Here is a 23,755-nt window from a genome sequence, read left to right on the forward strand (position 1 = left end):
TACCTTTATTGTTGCCTTATCTTCATGTTTTTAATATTTCTAGAAAATAAACAAATATCATGTTCTGATACATATATATGACAATAAGGCGAAGAAAGGGAATCTTTTTAGGAGGATTTTCTGACGGATGCACAGGAGAAGGGAGGAGAAGGCTATGGCGGTGGATATTTTAAAAGAATATTTTGGCCTTAAATCTGAACGATCCTTTATGGATGGAAATTACAGCAGGTTTATTCGAAGGGATAAAATTTACACCCTTGTAGGGGTAACAGACATAAAGGAAGATGTGCTTGTAGAGTTGTATGAGATGTCAGAGCATTTAGCCTCCGAAGGCGACCGGTATGTATCGACTTTCTATCCTTCTAAGGACAAAAAGTTCCTTGTTACACATGAAGACGAGGATTTTGTCCTCTTGGAGAATAATATAATAGAAGCTCCTAAATCAGCAAAAGAAGGGAGGAAGCTGGCGCGCTTCCATGCAAGGGGGAGAAGCATTTCAAAACAGATCAAGGCAGCGGCAAGCATAGGAGAATGGAAGAATTACTGGGAAAAAAGACTTGAACAAATAGAAATGGTCTGGGTGCAGCAAATGCAGGACCAATCAGATGTTGAGTTTCACAGGGTATTTGTGGAGTCATTTCCTTATTACCTCGGGTTATGCGAAAATGCTATCCAATACTTAGTGGACACAGAGCTCGATGAAGAGCCTTACGAATATGACACCGGGACGGTTTGCCATGAGAGGTTTTATAAAGGGGCATGGGGAAGTGAAGTTTGGATACACAATCCTTTTGATTGGGTCTTTGACCACAGCAGCAGGGATATAGCGGAGTGGATACGCGATCAATATTTTAAAAATAAGCGAACTTTTCAGCCGGAGATTCAAGGATTTTTGAAGGATTATCAAACAGTAACACCGTTATCGCCATTTTCTATGCGGCTTATCTTTGCCCGATTGCTTTTCCCATTGCACTATTTCACATGTGTAGAAGAGTACTATTTGGTTGGAGGAGAAAGCTCAAGATTTCAGCTGGAAGACCAAATACGCGGAATTGTCCGGCAGGCAAAGGATTATGAGGTTTTTTTAAAACACTTTTATGAAATGGCGGAGGTTCCTGCGAGAAGGTTGAACATTCCTGAAATTGAGTGGCTGGGACGGCCTTAAGGAGGACTGTGAGGATAATAAAAAGCGATCCTCGAATGGATCGCTTATCATTAAAATACCTGTTCGACTTCTACAACACCGGGAACTTCTTCTAATAAAGCACGTTCAATTCCCGCTTTTAGAGTAATCGTGGAACTTGGGCAGCTTCCGCAAGCACCTAGAAGGCGAAGTTTAACAATACCATCTTCTACATCAACTAATTCACAGTCTCCGCCATCGCGAAGAAGAAATGGACGCAATTTATCTAGAACTTCTTGAACTTGTTCATTAATCGTTTGTTCAGACATGTGTATCGACTCCTTTCCATACTCTTATTATAATAAGGTTTAAAGAAAAAATCTATTATCGAATTCTATCCTTTTCTTTTTCCTATTTATGTTTCATTATTTGTTGTGTAGAATGGTGTTAAGGGGGAGAGAATATGGTCGAAAAACAAATAGAAATTCGGGTTTATGGTGCTGAACAAATTTGTGCGAGCTGTGTAAACCTGCCATCCTCAAAAGATACCTGTGACTGGCTTGGTGCAGCCATTTCCAGGAAATTTCAGGATCAGCCAGTGATAGTCCGCTACATTGATATTTTTAATCCTCCAACGGACGAGGACATACAGCAATTTGCTCAAAGAGTTATAGATGAAGATTTGTTTTATCCAGTTGTAACAATCGAGGGGAAAATTGTGGGAGAGGGAAACCCAAGGCTCAAATCCATCTATGAAGAGCTCCAACAATATGGATATACAGTGCCGGAAGTAAATTAAGGCACATAAAAAGCATTCGGATAAGAATGCTTTTTTATATGGTAAAGCACTAAAAGTTTAGGTCTTTATGCCTGTTTCGTCCGTAAACTTAAGTTTTTCGCCCGTAAATACTCCAAATTGCCCGTATCCTGCCTTTTAGTTATGCCATTCTGTTTATACAGTGCAGTGCCAAACCTTAAGACAGGTATAACTGCCAGCAGTAAGCCATTTTTATTGAGAATTTCTCAGGAAAAGGGCATAATCATTTGTAGTGAGGTGATGAAAGTGAATCCCATTATTGAATTTTGCGTAAGCAATCTTGCTAGCGGGGCTTACAAAGCATTAGAAAAGCTGGAGGATGATCCAAACCTGGATATAGTTGAGTACAGCTGCCTGGATTACTGTGATTTATGTGCAGAATCCCTTTTTGCACTTGTGAATGGAGAAATTGTACAAGCTCAGACTTCAGATGAGCTTGTTGAGAATATATATCGTTATCTGGAAGAAAACCCTATGTTTTAGGCTCTTGGTGTAACAGTATTGTCTCATAGGAGAATCGTTTCCGTATCCCTATGAGACAAAATGATATTTCGAAAATGTCTATGCATCTTTTTTTAAAATCTCTCTTAAATCGGACCACTGATCCCTTGCCATTTCCACAATCGTTCTTTCTGTTGTTGTGTTTTGCCTTTCGATAATCCTGGAAAAATATTTTACGGCTGTATCGAATTGTCCAGTACGGTATGACAGTTCTGCAATAAGATATAATATCTTCATTTCGGACATCTGTGTATTCTGAATATCCTCGCTCAAATAGGCATCAGTATAAAGACTTGCTGCTATCTTCAAAAACCTCTGCTCTTCACCCGTCTGGCTGGCCATTCGGTGAAGCCAGGCAATGCGTAAGTACAACCCTGCCAGCGTAATCTTTTTCTCTTTTTTTATATCTGCACAATAAGCAGCAAGCTTTAAGGTTATAATCGCTGCTTGAATACTTCGTGTTTTGCCAAAATCTCGTGAAACCCAATGGCTGCAAACTTTTTCGATTAAATTTTCCTTTGTAGCTGGAGGAAAGTATCGGGAAAAATCATCCGAATAGGAAAAACCGCAATGAGGGCAAACATTAATATAGTATAAAAGCGGGTTGATTTCATTGGATTGGTAGATGGGACAAAAATCCTTTTCGTAGTGATCAATCTTGATAAATCTCGAACGCAGCCTTGTGGTTGTAAAGGATTCACCACATAAGCGGCATTCCAGCTTTTTCTCATAAAAAGGGGATACTGCTTCCATTTCTTCAAACCCTTTCATGGATGTAATATATTGTCTCTAGCTTGGCGGTGCAGGTAAACCAGCCTCTGCAGGACTTCCTCTTTTCTAGATGTCCAGCTCCTGGCGGCATTGGCTCGAGGTTATAAGCCCATCCGTCCGCGAGATTAAAGAGCAAACCTTGCAAATGGCTCGTCTTATGTTGGTCGTCGATAAACATCGGTTCTATTTTTCTGCTAGTTCTATTTTCATAAGGACCTATATCCTAATTATAATGATGCATTTCACAAAAAAATAGAGGGGCAGGAAAAAAATCCATTTAAATCAGATTAGTTGTAAGGCCTAAAGGAAAGGTATATACTAGTAAGTAAAATTCGGAATAACATTTGGAGGTGGCAGCATGGCTAGTGTAGTCCACATAACGGAAGCTGCAGCATTACAAATTAAAGATATGATGAAACAAAATGATGAAGAAGGTGCTTTCCTTCGTGTTGCAGTGAATGGCGGCGGCTGCAGCGGATTGTCTTACGGCATGGGATTCGACCATGAAGCGAAAGAGGATGATGCGAGAGACGAGCAGCACGGCATACAAGTTCTTGTCGATAAGGAGAGTCAGCTGATCCTTCAAGGTACCAAGATTGACTACAAAAAGTCGCTCCTTGGAGGAGGATTTACAATTGATAATCCAAATGCCATTGCATCCTGCGGGTGCGGTTCTTCTTTCCGTACTGCAACTAATGTAGGTAAGCCGGAAAATTGCTGATCCAGTTAGGTTAACCTCTTCATAAAAAGATAAAAGGTCAGCATGAAAAAAGACTTGAACCAGACAGGTTCAAGTCTTTTTTATGTCTTAGGCTTTTTGTTTATGGCTGTTTTTGCATAGATTGCTGCTTTGCATACACAGAATTGCAAGGTTTACGAAAACTTGCTTTTTAAGATGGAAACAGGGAAGTACTATGCATTGGCTGGACTCTTGCTTTTGGATCTAAGTACGTTTTTGCATTGCTGATGGCTGTAGTGGCTTCGCCAAAACCAGTCGCAATTAATTTAATTTTCCCTTCAAATGTACAGATGTCGCCGGCAGCGTAGATTCCTGGAATATTGGTTTCCATTTTTGAATTGACAACAATAGAGTTCTTTTCGATATCAAGTCCCCATTCCTTAATGGGTCCAAGGGAAGAAACAAAGCCATAGTTGACAATGAGAGCGTCGATATCAAGTACTTCTTTTCTTTCTCCCTTTACTTCTTCAAGGACAATTTGGGTAATCTTCTCGTCACCGATCACTTCTGTCGGAACAAAAGGTGTTTTTAATTCTACAGATGAATTCTCGAGAGTTTCTACACTGTGCTCATGGGCACGAAACTTATCGCGGCGATGGATTAAACTTACTTTTTCAGCAATCGGCTCCAGCATTAGTGCCCAGTCAACTGCCGAATCTCCTCCGCCTAAAACAGCTACCTTTTGGCCACGGAATTGTTCCATATTATCTACAAAATAATGAAGGTTTGTATTTTCAAATTGTGCAGCATTATCAAGCTCCAGTTTACGCGGCTGGAAAGCTCCCGCTCCTGCAGTAATAATAACGGCTCTTGAATAATGGACTTCTTTATCAGTCGTCAACTTGAACACTCCGTCAGCTTGTTTTTCAAGCTCTTTCACAGCCTGTTCAAGACAGAACTCAGTAGAGAATCGGGACAATTGCTCTTTTAGATTATTGACTAAATCCTGGGCTTTGATTTTTGGAAAACCAGCTACATCATAAATGTATTTTTCCGGATAAAGGGTTGAAAGCTGTCCGCCTAATTGAGGCAAGCTTTCAATGATCTTTACACTCGTTTGTCTCATACCGCCATAAAAGGCAGTAAACAAGCCGGTAGGACCTCCGCCAATGATGGTTATGTCATAAACTTTTTCGTCTTCTTTCAACATAAATCCCTCCAATATGTACCTCAATCCAATCATCATAGCATATATAGATTAGATTATCTTTTGAACCATATTATATCCTAAATAGTTGGCTCTGTTAATTTCTAACTTCTCGATTTTCACCTCATTACCTTTTAGTTGAGTTGAATAAATGTCTATTTCACCCGAATGAGGTAAAAAACAACAGAGTCTTGTAATAAACGAAATATTAAGTAGAAAGAAGTCTTAAACTAGGGTCAAATTAAGGGTTTCTCTGCATGGCTGCGAAAACGTTTTAAAGAGTGAGGAATAAACAAAGAACAACGGTTGATTCTAAATTTTCTTAAATTTCCCTCTTCATTGATTTATATTGAAAAAACGTGGTAAAAGAAATATTATGTAAGGTAGAAAGCATATAATTTGACAAAATTTTATCTAATTCGAGACATTCTTTATGTGTTTGTGAAGCCAATCACATGTTTTTTTATGTAGAGTAGGCTTTTATTATAGTTAGTGAAAAAACAAGGCACTAACAAAGGGGAATAATTCAGACATATATTATGGGGTTATTATTCCTTCTGAGATAAAATAATCAGAGTGGAAGTGGTAAAAGTGAAAAAAACTAGGATTGTTATATTGGGGGCAGGCTACGGAGGACTGATGACAGTAACACGCCTGCAAAAACAATTAAATTCAGATGAAGCTGAAATTGTCATTATCAACAAAAATGAATATCATTATGAAACAACCTGGCTGCATGAGGCTTCAGCAGGAACGCTTCATCACGACAGGGTTCGGTACGATGTAACCAAAGTCCTCAACCGAAATAAAGTTCAGTTTATTCAAGGGGAAGTTCTTGAAGTAAAAGCAAAGGAAAATAAAGTAGTCCTCAAAGATCAAGAGGTATCCTTTGATTATCTGGTCATTGCGCTGGGAGCGAATGCAGAAACCTTTGGAATTAAAGGCCTTGATAAGTATGGCTATGCGATTACCAATGTAAATGCTGCCAGGCGTATCCGTGAACATATTGAATATCAATTTGCTACTTATCATACAGAAGAAGAAAAAAAGGACGGCCGTTTAACGATTGTTGTAGCAGGTGCTGGATTTACTGGGATTGAATTTTTAGGGGAATTAACAAACAGAATTCCGGAGCTTTGCAAGGATTATGATATAGATCAAAGTAAAGTACGGATCGTTTGTGTGGAAGCCTCTCCTGCTATTCTCCCACAATTTGATCGTGAACTGGTTGATTACGCTGTTTCTTTGCTTGAAAGCAGAGGAGTTGAGTTCCATGTCGGCACAGCCGTTCAGGAAGCTAGAGAAGACTGTGTGTTTATAGGAAAAAGAGGCGAAACTCCAAAAGAGCTTAAAGCAAATACGCTCATTTGGTCAGCCGGTGTACGTGGAAATGCCGTCATTGACAATTCCGGATTTGAAAACATGCGGGGAAGGGTAAAAGTAAACTTGGATCTTCGCATGCCTGCATTTAATAATATTTTCGTCATTGGAGATTGTTCAATGATCATTAATGAGGAAACCAACCGGCCATATCCTCCGACAGCCCAGATTGCCATGCAGCAGGGAGAAGTGTGTGCACGTAATATCGCTAAGCTAATCCAAGGAAAAACAAATCTCGAGAATTTTGTATTCGATGACAAGGGTACTGTTTGCTCGCTGGGCGAAGACGATGCGATTGGAATTGTATACGGCAAAAAAATCAAGGGAACTGCCGCATCTGTTATGAAAAAAGTAGTGGATGACCGAGCGTTATTTATGATTGGCGGTACATCACTATTATTAAAAAAGGGCAAATTTAATTTCTTTTAATATAGATCGGAAGGGGTGACTCAAAAGGTGGTTATAAGCGGCCTTTTTAGTCACCTCTTTTTTATTTTTGGACAGAAAAAGGAAAAGGGGAGAAGAACACTTGGTGCGAATAATAGCACGGTGACTCTGTAAAAATTTATTTGAGCAGAAAAAGAACAGGCAGGACGAAAAGCGCTGAGCATATCTAGTAATACCCAATGCTCTTTTGACTCAACGTTGATTAGAGTGGAAGACAAAAAACTTCTGCAAGTTAAGCCAGTCATTGGGGGATCCCACAAAAGCATGCAACGATGTGGTTCCACTACCACCCACGGAAAGCGAGTATTCGGAGTGAAAATCAACTGGCAGGATGATCAAAACGCTACCTATGTCTATGTACAATCCAAATTTGGATTTAAAACAAAGGTTGATTGGAGCGGAAGGTGCGAGACTCCTGCGGGATCAGCTGGCCTTAGGGAGACCCCGCAGGAGCGTGCGACGAGGAGGCTCCCGGCCGCCCGCGGAAAGCGAGTGCCTGAAGCGGAAATCAACCCAGCAGGACAATAGAACGCTGCCTATATCTATGTACAATCCAAATTTTGATTTAACCATCAGTGAAAACCAACAAGCAAAAAAATTTGTTGAAGCTAACGTCAGTTGATATCATTGCACCATTTGGGACAGCCTCTTTTAATTATTTTCACATGCTTCTGTTCACTTACAGGCCGTCATGGAATAAATCCACATTTGTACTAATTTATTTATTAATTTAATTTAAAAATTTAGAAAAATGAAAAAAGTTGATATCAAGAGAGAAAAGAAGATATAAAAAGGAAAACACTACTTGTATCCGTTTACATCGATTCTTTTGCTTGTTTACGTAATAGAAAAAAGTATGTTATATTATCTGACAATTAAGAAAAAAGGAGAGGTCGCTGATGAAAAGAAACACAACAGCTTCAGAAACAAAATCGTGTGAATATTGTTCAGGTAAGGGATATTTTCAGCTTATTCTGGGTGGTTCAGAGACCTGCCCTTGCTGTGATGGAACCGGTAAAAATAAAACTGCATAACGAACTGCCATTCTCACCTTATTCAACTTGGATAAGGTGTTTTTTTTTGACGGTTAAATATGTATAACAATCAATTTTAAAATAGCTCAAAGTCTTGAGTCATTTTAGGACAGAATGATGAAATTCACTCATATAAATAGAAAGAAACTTGGGATTATTGACTGAATTATTAACTTTCAGTACACTTGTTTTAGGGGCAAGGGAGGAGCGCAGGTAATGACTATACCAATACTGATTATATCGATGTTGTTATTTTTTGTGCTTTTTTTTGGAATTGGCTTTATTTTAAATATGCTTCTTAGAATGACGTGGATTATGGGAATCATTTATCCAATCATAGCTATACTCATTATTGATAACGTCCGTTTTGCAGAATATTTTACGAATTCAGGGGATGCGTTCCAAAAATTAGGAGTAAGGCTGTCATCTTTACATCCATCCGATATTACCATACTTTCGTTTGGTTTTTTAGGTGCCCTTGCATCGGGGGCTGCAATGAAAATGCTACGCAGCAAGGGATATAGAATGTTTTAACTCATACATATAAAGGATGCCGTCCTTTTAGCAAAGTGAGCAAATGGACTCTGTTGTTTTTTAGCTCATTCGTGTGAAACGGAAGTTTCACACGTCTTTCAGCTAAGCTGAAAGGTTACAGTAAAGAAAGGAAGCGAAAGCAAACTTGTTTGCTTTCGCTTCCTTTCTTTACTATAAAATGAGCTGAAAAACGAGCAGTTTAGAAACTAACACTTTTTCTTTTCTCTTGTCTAGCTCCAGCACCTATCGGCAAGCAGATTTCTTTGTCATCTCCCTGCGATAAGTCAACATCTAGTTTCCATTATCTCAGTCGAAGACTCCGGAATCCATACGCCGATGAGCAAGACGCTTGCGCTTTTCTTTGTATACAGAATTTTAAGTTTTTTCAACCTCTCATGAATAATTCTATTCCCAATGGGAAACGATTAGATTTGGGAGGAGTGAAAAAAATGACAATTAAACCATTATTGAAACGAGTAGTGATGATTGTATTATTTTTATTGGCGCTCTATACAACCTTTCAATCTATTTCAGGGGTAAAAGCCCAAACAGTAAATGGAGAAATGTATCAACAAATTGGCAATCAAACGCCGTTCCTTAACAGCGGGGATAATTTCGGTTTTAAAGAAACCGGCCTTTCTTATAAAACATTGAATCTTATAGATAAGAACAATCTGTTTATGTCTGCGAATTCCCTTCTTCAACATCCAAAGCCAACACTGGAAAATGAAGTGAACTGGACTGTTTTCCCAAAAAAACAAGTGATGGCTACGGGATATACAGCAGGTGTAGAGTCAACGGGTAAGGACCCAAGCTCTCCGCAATATGGCATTACGTACTCAGGTGTTAAAGTGAAACGTGATTTATATTCCACCATAGCTGCGGATCCCCGGGTATTTCCAATTGGAACCATTCTCTTTATTCCAGGTTATGGATATGGGGTCGTAGCAGATACAGGCTCGGCAATTAAAGGGAACAGATTGGATCTTTATTATGAAACAGTGAAAGATGTATACCAGCAATGGGGGAAAAAGTCGCTTGATGTGTACATAGTGGAAATGGGTCAGGGAAAACTGACTGAACAAACATTAAAAAACCTTAATGAAAATAAAGCTATGCAGGTGTACCGCCAGCAGTATATTAAAGGGAATAAAGAATAAGGATTTTAAAAGGGTGATAACTGCAGTTATCATAGATCATTCGTGTGAAACGGCCGTAGCATACGAATAGGGTAAACAAGCACTGGAAAAAGAAAAGCAGGAAGGAATCCATACCGTGGTTCCTTCCTGCCTTTTGTTGTCATAAATTGGTCTGTACCTTTCAGTGGTATATTTCTCCTAATTCGCTTAAGACGTTTTAGGATACATTTCTTGTGATTGCTTTTTAAGATTTAGGAAGAAATATCCTAATAAACGATATAATAGATCACTACGCTTACTAAAATGCCTGTAATGATTCCAAAAAGCACTTCCAATGGTTTATGGCCGAGAAGTTCCTTTAATTCTTTACGGTTTTGCAAATCCTTTGCGTCTTCAACAAATTTATAAAAGGCAGCTGCAAGCTGATTAAGGACGATTGCCTGTTCACCGGCCTGCCGTCTAACACCTGTAGCATCAAACATAACGATGATCGCAAATACAGTGGAAACGGCAAAGATAGGTGAATGAAAACCCTGAGTAATCCCGATTGCAGTAGTAAGGGCTGTGACGCCAGCAGAATGGGAACTGGGCATTCCGCCCGTGGAGGTCATAAGCGACCAATTTAATTTTCTTGTTGCTATAAGCTGAATGGGAACCTTGATAAATTGTGCAAATAAAATGGCAATAATGGCTGACCAAAGCGGATAATTACTTAAAAAACCCATAATAAACGTCCTTTCAATCTTTTTTGATGGCAATTAACTGTGCTGAATTATAGTTTATGTTGAAATGAAGTTTATCTTACCTATTGAAAATTTCTTTGTTTTTCCTCATTTAATCGCTATTTCCGCTATAATTATATTGGAGGTGAAAGGAATGTTTCAAACATTAAATTCAAATCCTTTTGTTGCCAGTCAGGATTGTGTTCTAATTGGCGTAAGGGATATACCTGAGAAGTTTAGCGGCAAACTGGAAGAGCTGGATGACATATTTGGAAAACAATTAACCGAGCTTGTAAAGTCTGGTGATCTTTCTGCCAAATTTAAAGCCTTTTCTTCAGTACATACCCTTGGGAAAATGAAAACGAAACGATTAAATTTTATTGGCTTAGGAAAAGAGAAAGGTTTAACCTTTGATCGATTAAAAGAATCCTTTGGAAAAGCCTTTAAGGAAATTCGGAAATTGAAGGCAGTCTCAGTATCGGTTTTGCTTGATACCTTTATCACAGATGAGATTTCTTTTACAGATGCCGCCCATGCACTTAGCGAAGCCTTTGCCCTCGCTTGCTATGAATTCGCGGGGTATAAGCAAAAGTCCAATGAGCCCGAGGTCACTATTAATAAAATAAATGTGTATAGCGATGGGGATATGGATGAAATCCAATCTGCGCTTCATGTTGGTTATGTTTACGGAAAAGCAACTAATTCTGCACGTACCCTTGTCAATACTCCAGGCAACTTATTAACAGCCAGCGACTTAGCAGCCTATGCAGCTGATTTGGCCCGAGAATATGAGTTCGAGTTGGAAATACTTGAAAAAGAAGATATGGAAAAACTCGGAATGGGTGCCATCCTTGCTGTTAATAAGGGATCTATTGAACCCCCTAAGATGATTGTACTGAAATATCAGGGTAAAGAGAAGTGGGAAGATGTAATTGGTTTAGTTGGAAAGGGAGTTACTTTTGATACCGGAGGCTATTCCATTAAAACAAAAGCAGGAATAGTCGGGATGAAAACCGATATGGGCGGTGCGGCTTCTGTGCTTGGTGCCATGGAAATCATCGGTGAATTAAAGCCGGAACAAAATGTTGTGGCAGTCATTGGTTCGACTGACAATATGATTAGCGGATCTGCTTTTAAACCTGATGATGTGATTACTTCTATGAATGGAAAAACAATTGAGGTATTAAACACAGATGCAGAAGGACGTCTTGTTCTTGCAGATGCCGTTACGTACGCTAAGCACCATGGTGCAAATTATTTAGTGGATGTAGCTACTTTAACCGGCGGTGTCATTACAGCACTGGGTCTTGATAAAACCGGAGCCATGACCAATCATGAAGCTTTCTACGAGCAGGTCGTAGAAGCATCCTTTGAAGCAGGGGAATTTATCTGGCTGCTTCCTTATACAGAAAATGATAAAAAAAGAGTCAGGAGCTCAAAGATTGCCGATCTGAACAATTCACCCGGAAGTGAAGGCCATGCCATCATGGGCGGTGCATTTATTGGGGAATTTGCTGAAGGAACTCCATGGGTTCATCTAGATATTGCGGGTACTGCTACTACGAGCAGAGAGCATGAACTTGGACCGTCTGGGGCTACAGGCGTTATGGTAAGGACACTTGCTTTACTTGTCGAGACTTTTGAGCCTATACACTAAAAAAGAAGCCGAATCAGGCTTCTTTTTTTGTGCAGGGCCATGTTTATCTGCGATTATGATGGAATGCCTCCCTTTCAAGCATTACTTTTTTTAGCCCACCGCGAAACAAGTATCCGTTCACTGGTTTCCTTTCATTTTTTTATATAAAGGAAAGATAAGGTGATAGCCTAATGAAAAGATAAAAAAGAAGAGGACTGCAAATTCTGTTTTGCTCATGACAGAAAAAGGAGTAAATGAGTTCCAGAATGCATCCCGTAAAGAGAATCCCATTAAAAAATCAAATCCTATTGTAAGCATATATAAGAGAACAAATAACATAAAAGTGATCATAATAATCTTCAATATGGCCGCTTCCCATCTTTTAATATTTAGTGTTGCTGCTTTATGCACAATGGTATCGCGAAAAATTACCGTCATATTAAACAATGTATTTTAATATGGTTGTTTTTGAATTGTTTGCTGCTTTTCTTACACCGGAGAGCTCCTTATCATTCAGCCTTCAAAACGTTTTGTCCTTTATACCCAAGTTTGTTATCTGGTATATATCCATTTTTTGCTGCTAACCTTAGGAATAAAGCCTCTAAGAATATACTTTTTAGTAATGTTAGAATGCCCGCTTTAGGAACCTTAGATACGGATGATTAGAAATATCTGCATAATCGCTATGCTCTTAGTAAAAATTAAAAGAAATGACAAAAAAGATCGCGAGGAAATAGGTATGCCTTTTTGGTGGAAATCCTTCAATAAAGACAAGGAACAAACGAAACCCCAGTCAAATAGTGGTGAAGCCAAAGAGATAGACCGTACCAAGCTAAGCTCAAGCCTTCAAGCGAACTTAGAGGAAATCAGAAAAACCACTGGTCATAGCACAGATATTTTGATTCGTGAAATTACATTTGGACAACCGGAATCAACTCGTGCTGCTGTCATTTTTACAGATGGTTTAGTAAATAAAGAAATCATTAATGAAGGAATCATTAGTACATTATTTCATGGTTCTGAATTTGTACCATCAGGCTCACGAAATGATCTTTTGAAAAGAATGGCCCATAATATCCTGAGTGTCAGCAACGTTGAAATTGTGAATGACTGGGATGAGACCTACCATTATTTATTATCAGGTGAAGCAGTTGTCCTCATAGAAGGAGCGAATGAAGCCCTGATTGTCAGCTCCAGAGGGGGGGAGAAGCGGGCCATTACGGAACCTGAAACAGAGCTTGCCGTACGGGGGCCGAGGGAAGGATTCACCGAAATTCTTCGAACAAATACTGCTTTGATTAGAAGAAGAATTAAAAATCCCAATCTTTGGGTAGAAACCATGACGATTGGCAAGGTAACTCAGACTGATGTGGCTTTAATGTATGTAAAGGGAATTGCAAGGGATGAAATTTTAGAAGAAATTCGGTCAAGATTAAAAAAGATTGAAATTGACAGTATCCTGGAATCTGGATACATTGAACAGCTGATTGAGGATAAAACGTTTACAACTTTCCCTACCCTGTTCCATACTGAAAGGCCGGATGTGGCAACGGCGGAAATTCTAGAAGGGAAAATTGCTATTTTAGTGGATGGAACCCCTTTTGTGTTAATTGCGCCGTCTGTTTTTATACAATTTTTCCAGAGTACAGATGATTATTACAGCCGATTTGATATTGCCACTGCCCTTCGTTTCCTGCGAGTGTTGGTATTCTTTATTTCCCTGGTGGGGCCGGCTGTTTACATTGCTGCAACCACCTTTCACCAGGAAATGATTCCGACTCTTCTTGTTATTACCATTACTGCTCAGCGGGAAGCCGTACCGTTTCCAGCGTTTGTGGAAGCTACGATTATGGAGGTTACGTTTGAAATACTAAGAGAAGCAGGATTAAGACTTCCAAGAGTCATTGGACAGGCTGTATCCATCGTGGGAGCCCTTGTTATTGGCCAGGCAGCGGTGCAAGCCGGCTTAGTGTCACCGGCCATGGTCATTGTGGTGTCTCTTACTGCGATTGCAAGCTTTGCAACGCCTGCATTTGCTATCGCAATATCCGCCCGCATCATTCGGTTTATTTTTATGGTGATGGCTGCTACGTTTGGGTTTTATGGAATTATGATCGGGATGCTGATTATGATTATCCATCTGTGCAGTCTACGGTCCTTTGGCGTTCCTTATATGAGCCCTCTAGCTCCTCTTATTCCTAAAAATATTGGCGATACGTTCTTTCGTCTGCCTCTTTGGGCTATGAAATACCGTCCGGAATATATAAGCTCTTCAAATCAGAAACGCCAGGGAAGCAATCAGGGACCCGAATTACCTGCTGAATCAGTAAATTCGAGTAAAAAAGGTGGGGGGAATAATGGGTAAAAAACTGCTTCTACTATGCCTAATGGGTAGTTTCCTTTTTATATCCGGATGCTGGAGCAGAAAAGAATTAATTGATCTTGCCTTTGTCATTGCTGTCGGTATCGATAAAACAGATGACGGACAATACTTGGCCAGCTTCCAGCTGGTTAATCCGGGAAATGTTGCAGGCTCTTCTCTTCAGGGGGCTTCACAGGGGCTTCCTGTCGCCGTCTATCAAACGAAAGGAAGGAACATGGTAGAGGCAGCAAGAAAAGGGGCTGACACTGTTTCCAGAAGGCTTTATTTTGCTCACACCAATCTTGTAGTCATTGGAGAGAAAGCAGCAAGAGATGGAATTAACGGCATCATGGATAATTTGGAAAGGGACAAGGAATTTCGTGCGACAACTGCTGTGGTAATTGCTAAAAATGGGACTGCAGAAAATGTGCTGGAAACTCTCACGCCAATTGATAAAATCCCAGCGAATAAAATTATCAAAACGACTGCATTTGCTGAACAATCCTATGGCGATGTGTTTGAAAATGATGTTTCAAACATTATAGAGGATTTGGTATCTAGTGGAATCGTTCCGTTAATCAGCGGGTTCGAAATACTTGGTGATCCAAAAAAAGGGATGGGCAAGGAAAACCTTGAAACCACAAAAAATGCAGCAACCCTACGTGCGGAAGGCCTTGCCATTATGAAAGGCGGGAAATTAAGAGGCTGGTTGACCGGAAAGGATGCCAGGAGCGCGAGCCTTATTTTAGGCAAGCTAAAAGGTACTGCCTACAATTTGGACTGGAAAGGCAAAAAAGGCGTAATCGCATTTGAAACCTTTAGCAGCAAATCAATGATTAAAGCAAAAGTTCAAAATGGAAAACCATCCGTTACGGTTGATGCAAAAATGGAAGGAAATATAGGAGAAGCAAATACTTCGATTGACCTTAATGATCCCTTTGTGATTCGAAAGCTAAATAAAATTGCTTCTGACCAAGTAAAAAAGGAATTAGTATCCTCCATCAATAGGGTGAAAAAAGAGAAGAGTGATGTGTTTGGTTTTGGAGAAACCATCCATCGGGAAGACGCTGTGTACTGGAATAAGGTGAAGAAAAACTGGAATGAGCAATATTTTCCTAATCTTGATGTAAAAGTAAAGGTGCATGTATTTATTCGCCGTACAGAGCTTCGGAATAAACCCTTTCATTCTGACTTAAATAAAAGCTAACGGAAAGGTGGTAAGAGAGTGGGAAAGGCAAAAATCAGCGGATACCAGCTTTTTGTGCTCATTGTTTTATTTGAAATGGGCACCTCTCTTGTCATTTCCCTGGGGATACAGGCCAAGCAGGACGCCTGGCTTGCTATACTTTTGGGATCCCTGTCAGGTCTTGTGCTGTTTTACATTTATTATCGTCTTTATCTGTACTATCCTGATTTGATTCTTACAGATTATCTGCCAAAAGTATATGGAAACCTTCTAGGCCGTTTTTTCGGGTTATTGTATATTGTGTATTTTTTATATTTATCCTCCAGAGTCCTCAGGGATTTTGGAGAATTACTTTTAGCCTTTGCTTATCCTGAAACTCCATTGTTTATCATTCATGCTCTAATGGTTGTAGCCATTATTTACGGAGTTAAAAGGGGGATTGAGGTACTGGCCAGAACAGGCGAAATATTCTTTTTGTGGTTGTACCTGCTTGCTATAGCGGGTTTCGTTCTGGTAATTGTTTCTGGCTTAATTGATATGAATCACTTGAAGCCGATGCTTGAATTTGGAATCAAGCCGATTTTGAAGGTTGTATATACTCAAACGCTTTATGTTCCATTTGGAGAAATGATTGTCTTTACAATGATTCTGCCCTACTTAAATCACCCCAAAAAAGCCAAAGCCATTTGCTTTTCAAGCATAGCTCTAAGTGGCATAAATTTGGCATTGGCTATGGCGGTGAATGTGTCTGTATTGGGCGCCGATGTCAATCAACGATCACCTTTTCCGCTTCTTTCCACGATTCAAGAAATAAAAGTAGCTTCATTTTTAGAGAGACTCGATGTCTTTTTTATGCTGGCACTCATAATTGGAAGTTTTTTTAAGATATCCTTGTACTTCTATGCAAGTGTTGAAGGAGTAGCCAGTGTTTTTAAAATTCCTGACCGGAACAGATTGGTGTATCCTCTCGGGGTATTATTGCTATTATTTTCAATGGCCATTGCCAGTGATTTCACTGAGCATATAAAAGAAGGTCTTTCCATTGTCCCTATTTATTTTCACCTTCCGATGCAGGTAGGTCTGCCGGTTTTAACCATTATCATTGCTTTTTTTAAAAACCGGAAAAAGGCTGCAAAGAAAGATGAGCAGATGATGCCCCATTCCTAATGCCGGCTATGCCCAGTCCAATCTCATTGATTGTGCATATACATATGGTGTAGAGTAAAAAAGGAGGTTACCAAATTGAATTATTATCGACAAGTCCCAGGTCCGGCCCAAGGGCCTTATCCTTCACGATTTTTTCCTTTTTTAGGTGCCCCGCTTATTGGCGGATTTGTGGGAGGACTATTGGGAAGCGCCTTGGTGAGACCCCGCCCTGTGCCATATCCTTACGGTGCTTACCCAGGCTACGGAGGATACTACTACGGAGGATACTATTATTAATTCCGTTTACACGAGCTTAAACCATAAGGTACATAGCCTTATGGTTTTATTTGGGTTTAGTCGATTTAACGCAGCTGTTAAGTGTCGCTCTCCGCTTTTCTATTGTTCAGCTCCGTAGGAAGGATAAAGATCAATATCGGCTCGAGGTCATAAGCCAAGTCGACAAGATGGTTAAAGAGCAAACCTTCATGCCGACTTGGCTTATGCTGGTCGCCGATAAGACGGTCCCTTCCGCTTTTCTATTCACCATCTCATATTCAGCACAACTTGTGCATCTGAGTCTGTGAAGGAGACGATGATTCCGGTTGGATTGTATCTTACTGTTGGCTGGGAGGATAAATGCAATTGTCTGAACAGTTTTGTAAGCTCACTTGTGTGCGACTTTTGAGCTTCTTCCATAAACTTTTTGGTAAAGGAAGCAGAAGATGAGATGCGTTTTATGAAGGTTTCAGCATCCTTGAGTAAAGGGACTGTAATTTTAGCTGATTTTATAAACTGTTCTGTTTTAATGGCAGGCAGCTGGCGGAAGGGGGGATAGTAAGGAGAGACGGGCGGATAGACTGGAACAGTATATTGATAATAACGATACATGCTTCCATCTCCTTTGCTTGGTTGGGCGTCATACAAATACTATATGAAGGCAGCTTTTAGATAATGTAGACCATTTTCATGAGTTATCCCAAGAAGAAGGATCGGGCACAAATAGTCCAGTTGTCTTTGAATCGCTGCTCCAGCTGAAAAAAGCCTTTTGTTAAAAGCCGTTTGGCAGGAGTTTCTAGCCTTTATCTTGAATAGTACAATAGATAGGGAGGTATTGGACATGAATCTTGAAAACACTTTAATAGAAGCGCTGGACATGAAATTTATAGAGATAGGGGAAGGGAAAGTGACTGCCACAATGCCTGTAAATGAAAAGACCCGGCAGCCATTCGGGTATTTGCATGGCGGTGCATCTGTTGCACTGGCAGAAACTGTTGCGAGTGTGGGGGCAGCAGCTCTTATCGACAGTGAAACGGAGATATGCTTTGGACTCGAAATTAATGCTAATCATATTCGTTCCAAACGGGACGGTCTGGTAACAGCCATCGCAAATATTGTACATAAAGGGAAAAGCACTCAGGTATGGGAGATACGGATTCAGGATGAGCAAGAAAAGCTTATCTGTTTATCCAGATGTACGATGGCTGTGGTGCCAAAAAAATCAGAATAACAGACTTAAAAAAACACCTGCCAGTGCAGGATCAAACTTGAACTGGCAGGTGCTTTTTTTACATATTGGTTTTATTCATCATTTAATTTGAAACTTCTTCTTTTTTCGGTTCAATCCCTTTCAAAAGAAGTGAAAGTGATTGAGCTGAAAGGCAACAAAGCCCGCATATTAAACCCCATGATGTAAATGATGGTGATTCCTGTCATGATGCACACTAATCCAAAGGACAAAAAAGGCAATGAGGAATAATGAACCAGTTACGTAAAAGACAGAGGATATTCCGATTATTCCTGAGACAATCCCGCCGAGAACGGGACCCGAGACATTGCCAAGAAACCGGAAGCTTTGATTATAGCCAAGTACTTCGCCTTGCATGCCAAGCGGCGCTTCGAGCCGGATGAACGCGGTTATGCTTGGGTTCATTCCGCCTATAGCCATTCCAAAAAGGAAACGGAACAGAATAAGCTCCCATAATGAACTGGCCAGAGCCTGAGGAACAATAAAAATACAAGCAAGAACAAGGAGCAGCATCAGTACTTTTTCATGGCCGATCTTGTCTCCAAGCTTGCCCCACTGCCTGGTCAGAAGGATGTTGCCAAATCCCGTTGCTGAAAAAGCAAGGCCTGAAAGAAAGGCGACATTCCCTCCATTTGTCAGCTTTGTCACATAGAGGGCCAATAAAGGCTGGACGCTGAAATTCGCCAGTTGAATAAGGAGGGCAATGATCATAACCATGAGAAGGATACGATGATCCACAATCCTTTTAATAACGTCTTTTCTTGTAAAATTCTTTGCCTGAGATGCATTGCGATCTTTTTTCTTTTCTATAATCCCAAAGAGGACTCCTGTTGTAGAAATGGTGATGGCAATGGCTGTAATAATAAAGGTATATTTAAAACCAAATGCATCTGCCATGGTACCCCCGATAATGGGTCCAAATAACGTGCCTCCAACAGAGCCCATTTGCAGGGTGGCAAGGGTTTTGCCGGCAGTTTCCCTCGGGGTTTGCGAGGAGATCAATGCCATGGATGTAGGAATGAAGCCTGTTACAATCCCCATGCACATTCTTAGAAAGAATAAACCTTCTACATGCTTCATCATTCCCATAAAAAAAATACTTGCTGCAATCCCATAACCCGTAATAATTAGAATCGGTTTAAACCCAAAACGGTCTCCAAAACGTCCCCAGATTGGAGACATAAGGAAAGCAACGAGAAAGGTAACACCAAAAATGAAACCTGCCCAGCGCTGTACATATTCGTCACTGAAATGTCCGAGAGATTTAATGTACAACGATAAAAAAGGCATAATCATTGTCGTACTTGCTCCAACCAGGAAATTGCAGACAACCATTATTCGCAAATTCCTTTTCTCTATACTAATACTAAACACCTTCTTTTCTGTTTTGACCCTATTAAAGCATCCGATTGCTTTTAATATGTGAAAAATATGAGCAGCATCAATGCCTGCATGCTTTAACAAAGCACATTATGAAAATACATTTGTTGAGCCGCAAGTATTCAGAGCTTTTACCATACATATGAAAACTTTGCAGACTTCTAATGGAGAGTATGGAGGAGATAATTGTCCACTGTATTTCGGTTTACTAAAATTTATCATACCGAAAAATACCTTGTCCCATCAAGTGGTATGCTCAGGAAATTTAGAGAAACGAAGCATTTGGGCGGAATAAGGCGTGCTTTTTTTAGAGGTTTGTTAAGACAAGAACGGAATTATTAAGAAGGAAAAGGTACATTTTTCGTTGTGGATGGAATGATTAATAAACAAAAAAGGTCAAAGAGCCCATTTTTGTTTAAGGCTCTTTTCGTCAACATAATTGCTATTTAAGATAAAATAATAATTTAAAATCCAGGTTCTAGTATTATAACTTGTGATTAGCTTATCAAAAGATGCTATGCTGCTTTGTACGTAAACAACAATCTAAGCGAAAACAGCCTTAATCAATTGCTATAAGATAATAACGTACATTAGTTCATACTCTTTCTTTATTCCTGAAAGGCATTCAAGACTTCTCTGGTTAAATTCAGTCTCCTCGCTTAAAAGCTCACTTTTTAAAGCGGTAAAGGCTGTTTTTAAAGAATCGTTGTAGTCGGGAATGTCTTTATCATATGCTTTGACCATTTTTATCGGAATGTTAGCCTGTTCTCTATAAGCCAATGCCTTTCTTTCATGAAAAAAGGGTACGTCTGTTTCTTTTGGATTGTGAAGGTCTCCCTGCTTTGGATGAGTTAATACCGCGAGTGTTTTGACAACATAGCGGTCTGGAAAGCTTTGTGTTATTTCGCCTATGTATTTCCCTGTTTTATAAAAAAACGTAACAGTTTGTCCGATATTCACTGATGTTCCCTCCTATTTTGAATATGATTATATTATGAAAGGAAACCTGGAGAAATTCAAATTCATAATGATATGATAAAGGGTAATGAAGAGCACGCTGCCTGATGAAAAAACAGGTATATATAATAAATAAGGCTTGGTGCTCTTGGACTTTTTCCATTTAATTTAGTAAAGTAAAGATGAAGGATTAAAGCAAAATGCAATGAGCGAAAAATACATAGTAAGGAGATTATAAAATGACTGAAGTGAAATATTCCCAATTAACCAATGAAGTACTTAAAAATGAAAAGCTGGTAGAAATGAAAACCAATATGGGAAATATTAAAATTAAGCTATTCCCGGAGCAGGCTCCAAAGACAGTGGAGAACTTTGTAAAACACAGTGAAAATGGATATTATGATGGACTCATTTTCCACCGTATTATTAACGGCTTTATGATTCAAGGCGGGGATCCATCAGGAAACGGAACAGGCGGCCAAAGTATTTATGGCTCTCCTTTTGAAGATGAATTCTCCCAGGAGCTATTTAACCTTCGCGGTGCACTATCAATGGCTAATGCAGGCCCTAATTCAAACGGAAGCCAATTTTTCATCGTTCAAAGCCAGCAAGTAGATCCAGGCATGAAAACACAAATGGAGCAAGCGGGATACCCTCAAGAAGTTGTGGATGCATATATGGAAAAAGGCGGCACTCCTTGGCTTGATTTCCGCCATACAGTATTCGGACAGGTAATTGAGGGAATGGACGTCGTAGATACGATCGCCAATGTAAGAACTGGTATGCAGGATAAGCCGCTTCATGATGTGGTAATTGAAAAAGTTGAAGTACTAAAATAATAGATGAATGTATTTTGTTAAAGGGCTTCTGTTTTGGAGCCCTTTTTAATATATGCTAAGTATCATTGATCACGGGTTTTTAGTTCGATAAAGCGGTAAGGTAAAGGGCTTTTGTCGGAAAGCTCTTTTTATATCAGATTGGAAAATAGCATGGCTGTAATATAGAATTATTGTTATAATGCAAGTAAATAGGAATAGGCTGGAAGGGGAGGGTGATGAGGTTTGCTTCAAACATTCGTAATAAATTTATTTCTCTTTTTTCCCAAGGATAAAACAGCATATATACCGGCTTTTATCAGTTTATCCATTTTTACACTTCTTGCTATTTTGGTATTTCTTTGGATTATTAAGGTGAACAAAAAGCAGGAGGAAAAGGCAGTTGCACTTGAAAGAAAAATTAAGAACAAGCATTATTAATACAGGTTACCATGCAGGCTCGGGTTAAATTGATTGAATTTTCAGTTGAAATCTTCTGCAATATTTGCAGACATCCGGTATTTCGCTCTTGTAAAGTGATTGTGATACTATAGAAGAGCAAAGTACATGATGGCAGGGTGATTGTAATGAATACAATACAAGAAACAAATATAAAGCTTAGACAATCCTTGGAAAAGTGGGATCCTTTGAATTATGGCGAGGACGCATATGAAACGGAAATTGTGGATGTGATTCAGACTGTGCATGGCTGGAATGGCTACACTCTAGGACTGGCACAAAAAATCCAGGATATCTATGAATTTTCCTTTGAGGAATTGATTCCTCTTGAAGAATGTGAAGCAAAAGCAGCAGAATTACTGATCATTGTGTCACAGGCTTCTTGTGAACTATAAGAGTGAGAAAGCGAAACGCTGGTTTAACCAATTTTTATTCAGAAAAAAATAGGCCTTATCCCTGCGATAACGGCCGCGCTATTAAAAAAGACGAATTGAATGTTCAATTCGTCTTTTGTTTCTGGATAAGCAATAAATTTCTGGCCCCAGCGCCTAACGGATTTCTACGTCTCCTCCCTGCGATAAGTCAACATCAGCTCGTAAAGAACCTCGCTGTGTTTCCTTTATCTCAGTCGAAGACTCTGAAATTCGTACGCCGATGAGCCAGCCGCTTACGCTTTTCTATTGTCCAGCTCCAGCGCCTATCGGCTAGCGAATTTCTACGTCTCCTCCCTGCGATAAGTCAACATCAGCTCGTAAAGAACTCGCTGTGTTTCCTTTATCTCAGTCGAAGACTTTGAAATTCGTACGCCGATGAGCCAGCCGCTTACGCTTTTCTATTCCATAAACGACTGAATGGCTTCCCAAACCTCAACGGGCTTTTCCTCCTGCACGAGGTGGCCTGTATTTTTAAAGACAATCAGCTCGGCATTTGGAATATCTTTTGACAGCCGTTCTCCAATCTCTAAAGGAACCACTTTATCGTCCTCTCCCCAAATCAATAGGCAGGGTGTTTCAATTGTCTGAAGTGCTGCTTCTACAAGGTCCCCCTCCCGGTCACGCAGCCATTTCGTCATACCTTTATAGATGGTTGGGTCTAAAAATGGCTTTTCATAGCCGGTCAGTAATTCCAGGTCAATCAATGAATGGTCAAACAACACATTCTCTATATTCTTTTTAACTCCTGTTTTTTCCAGACGGGTTCTTAAAAAATGATGAAAAAAAGGAAGGTAGCTTGCTAGGATGATTGTTTGGTTAGCCCTTGGCAAATAACCTGAGCTGCCGATAAGTATTCCTTTTTTTATAACATCAGGGCGCTGTGCCATCATATTTAAAACAATTTGCCCTCCCATAGAGTGCCCTGCAGCAAAAACCTCCTCGTAGCCCAGTGATTGAAGCAAGTCAATGATGGTTTTCCCGATATTATAGTAGGTATACCGGAATGTAGTTACTTTTCCGCTTTTTCCAAAAGGAGGGAGATCCACGGCGATGACATTGTATTTTTCAGTTATTAAAGGAATCAGCCTTCGAAAACTAAAGGTGGAGGAAAGAAAACCATGCAGCAGAACGATGGCCTCTTTTTCCGGGGAATTCTTATATTCTTCGTAATATAAATCAATACCATTGATTGAAAGTGTTCCTGAATAAGTCGATTCATTCATATTCTTCACTCCAGAGGATGTTAAAAATTTATGTGATCAAGAAAAGGGTGTTTACATATTAATTGGTTAAGTTATGTCTATGTTAAATTTACTAGTTAAAAAGCCCTGATACAAAAAATGAATTAAAGGTAGTCTTTGTTTCAAGGATAAGTATATTTTTTATAAAATAATTATTTAACCAATATAGTCTTTGTCTAGCTGCCGTACCTATCGGCGTACGGATTTCTTATCCAGCCAAGTAAGAACAGAGCTTTGGGCAAAAAAAAGGACGAGCCCGC

General features: G+C 39.7%; 27 protein-coding genes. 18 read left to right on the top strand and 9 right to left on the bottom strand.

All coding sequences use genetic code 11. The features are described from left to right. Nucleotides 1-154 precede the first annotated feature (154 nt). Nucleotides 155-1,165 carry a spore coat putative kinase YutH gene (gene yutH, locus A5N88_RS21420; protein ID WP_066270769.1) on the top strand — a complete coding sequence of 337 codons (1,011 nt, stop codon included), beginning with the start codon at nt 155-157 and terminating at the stop codon, nt 1,163-1,165. 50 nt (nt 1,166-1,215) lie between these two features. Here the strand turns inward: yutH and A5N88_RS21425 are convergent, their stop codons facing one another. Next, nucleotides 1,216-1,452: a NifU family protein gene (locus A5N88_RS21425; RefSeq protein ID WP_066269826.1), complete on the bottom strand. Its 237-nt coding sequence runs from the start codon at nt 1,450-1,452 to the stop codon at nt 1,216-1,218. A gap of 134 nt (nt 1,453-1,586) precedes the next feature. On the opposite strand from A5N88_RS21425, the gene A5N88_RS21430 reads away from it, so the two are divergent. Both A5N88_RS21430 and A5N88_RS21435 read left to right on the top strand, forming a co-directional pair. Beyond that, nucleotides 1,587-1,922, top strand: coding sequence for a YuzD family protein (locus A5N88_RS21430; RefSeq protein WP_066269827.1), 336 nt, complete (start codon nt 1,587-1,589; stop codon nt 1,920-1,922). A 258-nt stretch (nt 1,923-2,180) separates the two neighbouring features. Further along, a complete protein-coding gene (locus A5N88_RS21435) occupies nt 2,181-2,423 on the top strand; it encodes a YuzB family protein (protein ID WP_066269828.1) in 243 nt (80 codons plus the stop codon). A gap of 78 nt (nt 2,424-2,501) precedes the next feature. On the opposite strand, the gene A5N88_RS21440 is transcribed toward A5N88_RS21435, so the two are convergent. Further along, a complete protein-coding gene (locus A5N88_RS21440; protein WP_066270771.1) occupies nt 2,502-3,194 on the bottom strand; it encodes a DUF2225 domain-containing protein in 693 nt (230 codons plus the stop codon). 376 nt (nt 3,195-3,570) lie between these two features. Between A5N88_RS21440 and A5N88_RS21445 the strand changes: the two genes are divergently transcribed. Continuing rightward, a complete protein-coding gene (locus A5N88_RS21445) occupies nt 3,571-3,933 on the top strand; it encodes a HesB/IscA family protein (protein WP_066269829.1) in 363 nt (120 codons plus the stop codon). Between the two features lie 169 nt (nt 3,934-4,102). Here the strand turns inward: A5N88_RS21445 and A5N88_RS21450 are convergent, their stop codons facing one another. After that, nucleotides 4,103-5,098 (bottom strand): NAD(P)/FAD-dependent oxidoreductase, encoded by a 996-nt coding sequence (locus A5N88_RS21450; RefSeq protein WP_066270773.1) that lies wholly within the window; start codon nt 5,096-5,098, stop codon nt 4,103-4,105. Between the two features lie 591 nt (nt 5,099-5,689). Between A5N88_RS21450 and A5N88_RS21455 the strand changes: the two genes are divergently transcribed. From A5N88_RS21455 to spsC, 5 genes are all read left to right on the top strand, one after another. Beyond that, nucleotides 5,690-6,907, top strand: a complete 1,218-nt coding sequence (locus tag A5N88_RS21455; protein ID WP_066269831.1) for an NAD(P)/FAD-dependent oxidoreductase — start codon at nt 5,690-5,692, stop codon at nt 6,905-6,907. Between the two features lie 282 nt (nt 6,908-7,189). Next, nucleotides 7,190-7,453 carry a hypothetical protein gene (locus tag A5N88_RS21460; protein ID WP_066269833.1) on the top strand — a complete coding sequence of 88 codons (264 nt, stop codon included), beginning with the start codon at nt 7,190-7,192 and terminating at the stop codon, nt 7,451-7,453. Nucleotides 7,454-7,824: 371 nt separating this feature from the next. Beyond that, nucleotides 7,825-7,959, top strand: coding sequence for a YuiA family protein (locus A5N88_RS25665; RefSeq protein WP_198160330.1), 135 nt, complete (start codon nt 7,825-7,827; stop codon nt 7,957-7,959). Between the two features lie 216 nt (nt 7,960-8,175). Then, a complete protein-coding gene (locus A5N88_RS21465; protein WP_066269835.1) occupies nt 8,176-8,493 on the top strand; it encodes a YuiB family protein in 318 nt (105 codons plus the stop codon). A 449-nt stretch (nt 8,494-8,942) separates the two neighbouring features. Beyond that, on the top strand, nt 8,943-9,653 hold the full coding sequence (gene spsC, locus A5N88_RS21470; protein WP_066269837.1) for a stationary phase survival protein SpsC: 711 nt from the start codon (nt 8,943-8,945) through the stop codon (nt 9,651-9,653). Nucleotides 9,654-9,898: 245 nt separating this feature from the next. Here spsC and A5N88_RS21475 read toward each other — a convergent pair whose 3' ends face one another. Continuing rightward, on the bottom strand, nt 9,899-10,357 hold the full coding sequence (locus A5N88_RS21475; protein ID WP_066269839.1) for a divergent PAP2 family protein: 459 nt from the start codon (nt 10,355-10,357) through the stop codon (nt 9,899-9,901). Nucleotides 10,358-10,508: 151 nt separating this feature from the next. Between A5N88_RS21475 and A5N88_RS21480 the strand changes: the two genes are divergently transcribed. Then, nucleotides 10,509-12,011: a leucyl aminopeptidase gene (locus A5N88_RS21480; protein ID WP_066269841.1), complete on the top strand. Its 1,503-nt coding sequence runs from the start codon at nt 10,509-10,511 to the stop codon at nt 12,009-12,011. 117 nt (nt 12,012-12,128) lie between these two features. Here the strand turns inward: A5N88_RS21480 and A5N88_RS26575 are convergent, their stop codons facing one another. Beyond that, nucleotides 12,129-12,428, bottom strand: coding sequence for a YczF family membrane protein (locus A5N88_RS26575; RefSeq protein WP_496197090.1), 300 nt, complete (start codon nt 12,426-12,428; stop codon nt 12,129-12,131). A gap of 301 nt (nt 12,429-12,729) precedes the next feature. Here A5N88_RS26575 and A5N88_RS21490 point away from each other — a divergent pair, with 301 nt between their 5' ends. From A5N88_RS21490 to A5N88_RS21505, 4 genes are all read left to right on the top strand, one after another. Further along, entirely contained in the window at nt 12,730-14,355 is a 1,626-nt protein-coding gene (locus A5N88_RS21490; RefSeq protein WP_066270779.1) for a spore germination protein, read from the top strand. Then, nucleotides 14,348-15,559, top strand: coding sequence for a Ger(x)C family spore germination protein (locus tag A5N88_RS21495; RefSeq protein ID WP_066269842.1), 1,212 nt, complete (start codon nt 14,348-14,350; stop codon nt 15,557-15,559). The genes A5N88_RS21490 and A5N88_RS21495 overlap by 8 nt, the downstream gene beginning before the upstream one ends. Nucleotides 15,560-15,577: 18 nt before the next feature. Further along, entirely contained in the window at nt 15,578-16,705 is a 1,128-nt protein-coding gene (locus A5N88_RS21500) for a GerAB/ArcD/ProY family transporter (protein ID WP_083953250.1), read from the top strand. 75 nt (nt 16,706-16,780) lie between these two features. Further along, on the top strand, nt 16,781-16,981 hold the full coding sequence (locus A5N88_RS21505) for a hypothetical protein (protein WP_066269843.1): 201 nt from the start codon (nt 16,781-16,783) through the stop codon (nt 16,979-16,981). A 243-nt stretch (nt 16,982-17,224) separates the two neighbouring features. Here the strand turns inward: A5N88_RS21505 and A5N88_RS21510 are convergent, their stop codons facing one another. Beyond that, nucleotides 17,225-17,572 carry a YuzC family spore coat inner layer protein gene (locus A5N88_RS21510; RefSeq protein WP_066269847.1) on the bottom strand — a complete coding sequence of 116 codons (348 nt, stop codon included), beginning with the start codon at nt 17,570-17,572 and terminating at the stop codon, nt 17,225-17,227. Between the two features lie 229 nt (nt 17,573-17,801). On the opposite strand from A5N88_RS21510, the gene A5N88_RS21515 reads away from it, so the two are divergent. After that, nucleotides 17,802-18,191: a hotdog fold thioesterase gene (locus A5N88_RS21515; protein WP_066269850.1), complete on the top strand. Its 390-nt coding sequence runs from the start codon at nt 17,802-17,804 to the stop codon at nt 18,189-18,191. Between the two features lie 168 nt (nt 18,192-18,359). On the opposite strand, the gene A5N88_RS21520 is transcribed toward A5N88_RS21515, so the two are convergent. Next, nucleotides 18,360-19,574 (bottom strand): MFS transporter, encoded by a 1,215-nt coding sequence (locus A5N88_RS21520; protein ID WP_066270782.1) that lies wholly within the window; start codon nt 19,572-19,574, stop codon nt 18,360-18,362. Nucleotides 19,575-20,159: 585 nt separating this feature from the next. Then, nucleotides 20,160-20,549 carry a kinase-associated lipoprotein KapB gene (kapB, locus tag A5N88_RS21525; RefSeq protein ID WP_066269852.1) on the bottom strand — a complete coding sequence of 130 codons (390 nt, stop codon included), beginning with the start codon at nt 20,547-20,549 and terminating at the stop codon, nt 20,160-20,162. A gap of 236 nt (nt 20,550-20,785) precedes the next feature. On the opposite strand from kapB, the gene A5N88_RS21530 reads away from it, so the two are divergent. From A5N88_RS21530 to A5N88_RS21540, 3 genes are all read left to right on the top strand, one after another. Then, entirely contained in the window at nt 20,786-21,385 is a 600-nt protein-coding gene (locus A5N88_RS21530) for a peptidylprolyl isomerase (protein WP_066269858.1), read from the top strand. 222 nt (nt 21,386-21,607) lie between these two features. Next, on the top strand, nt 21,608-21,802 hold the full coding sequence (locus A5N88_RS21535) for a hypothetical protein (protein ID WP_066269860.1): 195 nt from the start codon (nt 21,608-21,610) through the stop codon (nt 21,800-21,802). 146 nt (nt 21,803-21,948) lie between these two features. Continuing rightward, complete coding sequence (locus A5N88_RS21540; RefSeq protein ID WP_066269862.1) at nt 21,949-22,215, top strand: DUF1871 family protein; 267 nt, start codon at nt 21,949-21,951, stop codon at nt 22,213-22,215. Between the two features lie 437 nt (nt 22,216-22,652). Here the strand turns inward: A5N88_RS21540 and A5N88_RS21545 are convergent, their stop codons facing one another. Beyond that, a complete protein-coding gene (locus A5N88_RS21545) occupies nt 22,653-23,477 on the bottom strand; it encodes an alpha/beta fold hydrolase (RefSeq protein WP_066269864.1) in 825 nt (274 codons plus the stop codon). Nucleotides 23,478-23,755: the final 278 nt, after the last annotated feature.

Source organism: Heyndrickxia acidicola, assembly GCF_001636425.1.
In the GTDB taxonomy this organism is placed as follows: Bacteria; Bacillota; Bacilli; order Bacillales; family Bacillaceae_C; genus Bacillus_AE; species Bacillus_AE acidicola.

Bases quoted from the DNA above. Each gene is read 5' to 3' on its own strand.
- yutH (WP_066270769.1), top strand. From the start codon at position 155: ATGGCGGTGGATATTTTAAAAGAATATTTTGGCCTTAAATCTGAACGA.
- A5N88_RS21425 (WP_066269826.1), bottom strand. From the start codon at position 1,452: ATGTCTGAACAAACGATTAATGAACAAGTTCAAGAAGTTCTAGATAAA.
- A5N88_RS21430 (WP_066269827.1), top strand. From the start codon at position 1,587: ATGGTCGAAAAACAAATAGAAATTCGGGTTTATGGTGCTGAACAAATT.
- A5N88_RS21435 (WP_066269828.1), top strand. From the start codon at position 2,181: ATGAAAGTGAATCCCATTATTGAATTTTGCGTAAGCAATCTTGCTAGC.
- A5N88_RS21440 (WP_066270771.1), bottom strand. From the start codon at position 3,194: ATGGAAGCAGTATCCCCTTTTTATGAGAAAAAGCTGGAATGCCGCTTA.
- A5N88_RS21445 (WP_066269829.1), top strand. From the start codon at position 3,571: ATGGCTAGTGTAGTCCACATAACGGAAGCTGCAGCATTACAAATTAAA.
- A5N88_RS21460 (WP_066269833.1), top strand. From the start codon at position 7,190: ATGCAACGATGTGGTTCCACTACCACCCACGGAAAGCGAGTATTCGGA.
- A5N88_RS25665 (WP_198160330.1), top strand. From the start codon at position 7,825: ATGAAAAGAAACACAACAGCTTCAGAAACAAAATCGTGTGAATATTGT.
- A5N88_RS21465 (WP_066269835.1), top strand. From the start codon at position 8,176: ATGACTATACCAATACTGATTATATCGATGTTGTTATTTTTTGTGCTT.
- spsC (WP_066269837.1), top strand. From the start codon at position 8,943: ATGACAATTAAACCATTATTGAAACGAGTAGTGATGATTGTATTATTT.
- A5N88_RS21475 (WP_066269839.1), bottom strand. From the start codon at position 10,357: ATGGGTTTTTTAAGTAATTATCCGCTTTGGTCAGCCATTATTGCCATT.
- A5N88_RS21480 (WP_066269841.1), top strand. From the start codon at position 10,509: ATGTTTCAAACATTAAATTCAAATCCTTTTGTTGCCAGTCAGGATTGT.
- A5N88_RS26575 (WP_496197090.1), bottom strand. From the start codon at position 12,428: ATGACGGTAATTTTTCGCGATACCATTGTGCATAAAGCAGCAACACTA.
- A5N88_RS21490 (WP_066270779.1), top strand. From the start codon at position 12,730: ATGCCTTTTTGGTGGAAATCCTTCAATAAAGACAAGGAACAAACGAAA.
- A5N88_RS21495 (WP_066269842.1), top strand. From the start codon at position 14,348: ATGGGTAAAAAACTGCTTCTACTATGCCTAATGGGTAGTTTCCTTTTT.
- A5N88_RS21510 (WP_066269847.1), bottom strand. From the start codon at position 17,572: ATGTATCGTTATTATCAATATACTGTTCCAGTCTATCCGCCCGTCTCT.
- A5N88_RS21515 (WP_066269850.1), top strand. From the start codon at position 17,802: ATGAATCTTGAAAACACTTTAATAGAAGCGCTGGACATGAAATTTATA.
- A5N88_RS21530 (WP_066269858.1), top strand. From the start codon at position 20,786: ATGACTGAAGTGAAATATTCCCAATTAACCAATGAAGTACTTAAAAAT.
- A5N88_RS21540 (WP_066269862.1), top strand. From the start codon at position 21,949: ATGAATACAATACAAGAAACAAATATAAAGCTTAGACAATCCTTGGAA.
- A5N88_RS21545 (WP_066269864.1), bottom strand. From the start codon at position 23,477: ATGAATGAATCGACTTATTCAGGAACACTTTCAATCAATGGTATTGAT.